The organism is Adlercreutzia sp. DFI.6.23 (assembly GCF_024462535.1).
GTDB classification, from domain to species: domain Bacteria; phylum Actinomycetota; class Coriobacteriia; order Coriobacteriales; family Eggerthellaceae; genus Adlercreutzia; species Adlercreutzia rubneri.
On the sequence record NZ_JANGBP010000863.1, the window covers coordinates 1 to 280 of the forward strand.

Here is a 280-nt window from a genome sequence, read left to right on the forward strand (position 1 = left end):
CCTTAACCGTGGTTCTCCCGATCGCCTCGGTATGTTCTACCCGCCCACCTGTGTCGGTTTTGGTACGGGCGCCGACGGCACTCCCTAGAGGTTTTTCTCGGAAGCATGGGCTCACCGGCTTCGCTCGGTCGCTTCGTCTCGCGTCTCAGGCCTCGTGCGCAGCTGATTTCCACGCTGCGCGCCCTACGCGCTTTCACGGGGACGTCCAGAACCCCGCCCGGCTACCCTTCTCCGTCGCCCCATCGGTAATGCCGCGCCGTCGGCGGTGCGGGAATGTCTG

1 rRNA gene is annotated in these 280 nt (G+C 65.4%); it reads right to left on the reverse strand.

Annotated features, from left to right (window positions below):
* Nucleotides 1–280: ribosomal RNA gene (locus tag NE591_RS16460) — 23S ribosomal RNA — on the reverse strand; the annotation flags it as partial.